At 50.8% G+C, this 1,791-nt stretch carries 1 rRNA gene; it reads right to left on the bottom strand.

The window, feature by feature from the left end:
* Window positions 1-38: 38 nt before the first annotated feature.
* Window positions 39-1,583 (bottom strand): 16S ribosomal RNA (locus ACP45E_RS08170).
* Window positions 1,584-1,791 lie beyond the last annotated feature (208 nt).

Raw genomic sequence — 1,791 nt, 5'->3', positions numbered from 1 at the left:
ATCAATCTGTGTGGGTACTCATCGTAAAAATCATCGTATAAGGAGGTGATCCAGCCCCAGGTTCCCCTAGGGCTACCTTGTTACGACTTCACCCCAGTCATGAACCACAAAGTGGTGAGCGTCCTCCCCGAAAGGTTAAACTACCCACTTCTTTTGCAGCCCACTCCCATGGTGTGACGGGCGGTGTGTACAAGGCCCGGGAACGTATTCACCGTGACATTCTGATTCACGATTACTAGCGATTCCGACTTCATGGAGTCGAGTTGCAGACTCCAATCCGGACTACGACGCACTTTTTGGGATTCGCTCACTATCGCTAGCTTGCTGCCCTCTGTATGCGCCATTGTAGCACGTGTGTAGCCCTACTCGTAAGGGCCATGATGACTTGACGTCGTCCCCACCTTCCTCCGGTTTATCACCGGCAGTCTCCCTGGAGTTCCCGACATTACTCGCTGGCAAACAAGGATAAGGGTTGCGCTCGTTGCGGGACTTAACCCAACATTTCACAACACGAGCTGACGACAGCCATGCAGCACCTGTCTTAGAGCTCCCGAAGGCACACCTGCGTCTCCGCTGGCTTCTCTAGATGTCAAGAGTAGGTAAGGTTCTTCGCGTTGCATCGAATTAAACCACATGCTCCACCGCTTGTGCGGGCCCCCGTCAATTCATTTGAGTTTTAATCTTGCGACCGTACTCCCCAGGCGGTCTACTTAACGCGTTAGCTCCGAAAGCCACGGCTCAAGGCCACAACCTCCAAGTAGACATCGTTTACGGCGTGGACTACCAGGGTATCTAATCCTGTTTGCTCCCCACGCTTTCGCATCTGAGTGTCAGTATCTGTCCAGGGGGCCGCCTTCGCCACTGGTATTCCTTCAGATCTCTACGCATTTCACCGCTACACCTGAAATTCTACCCCCCTCTACAGTACTCTAGTCCAACAGTTTCAAATGCAGTTCCGAGGTTGAGCCCCGGGCTTTCACATCTGACTTATTGAACCACCTGCATGCGCTTTACGCCCAGTAATTCCGATTAACGCTCGCACCCTCCGTATTACCGCGGCTGCTGGCACGGAGTTAGCCGGTGCTTCTTCTGTCGCTAACGTCAAGAGATAAGCGTATTAAGCTTACCCCCTTCCTCACGACTGAAAGTACTTTACAACCCGAAGGCCTTCTTCATACACGCGGCATGGCTGCATCAGGCTTTCGCCCATTGTGCAATATTCCCCACTGCTGCCTCCCGTAGGAGTCTGGACCGTGTCTCAGTTCCAGTGTGGCTGATCATCCTCTCAGACCAGCTAGGGATCGTCGCCTTGGTGAGCCATTACCTCACCAACTAGCTAATCCCACCTAGGCGTATCCAATAGCACAAGGCCCGAAGGTCCCCTGCTTTGCTCCAAAGAGATTATGCGGTATTAGCCATCGTTTCCAATGGTTATCCCCCTCTACTGGGCAACTTCCTAGGCATTACTCACCCGTCCGCCGCTCGACGCCGAAGTAGCAAGCTACTTCTCGTTTCCGCTCGACTTGCATGTGTTAGGCCTGCCGCCAGCGTTCAATCTGAGCCATGATCAAACTCTTCAATTTAAGATTTTGTCGGCTCAACGAATACTGACTTCAAAACTAATCTTCATGTAAACATGAAGATGTAACTTTAAAGCTATTATCTTTCCAACAGAAAGATAATGAATTGACTGTGCCAAATAACTGCAAGCAGTTATTCGTATTGGTCACTCAGTTCATTGAAACCAAAGTTGTTTCCGAAGAAACTGTTTTTACCGCCCTTTATAAAAAG

This window comes from Vibrio genomosp. F10 str. 9ZD137 (assembly GCF_049974785.1).
Classification (GTDB): domain Bacteria; phylum Pseudomonadota; class Gammaproteobacteria; order Enterobacterales; family Vibrionaceae; genus Vibrio.
Note: the sequence above shows the minus strand (reverse complement) of the source record. Positions and strands in the feature narration are given on the sequence as shown.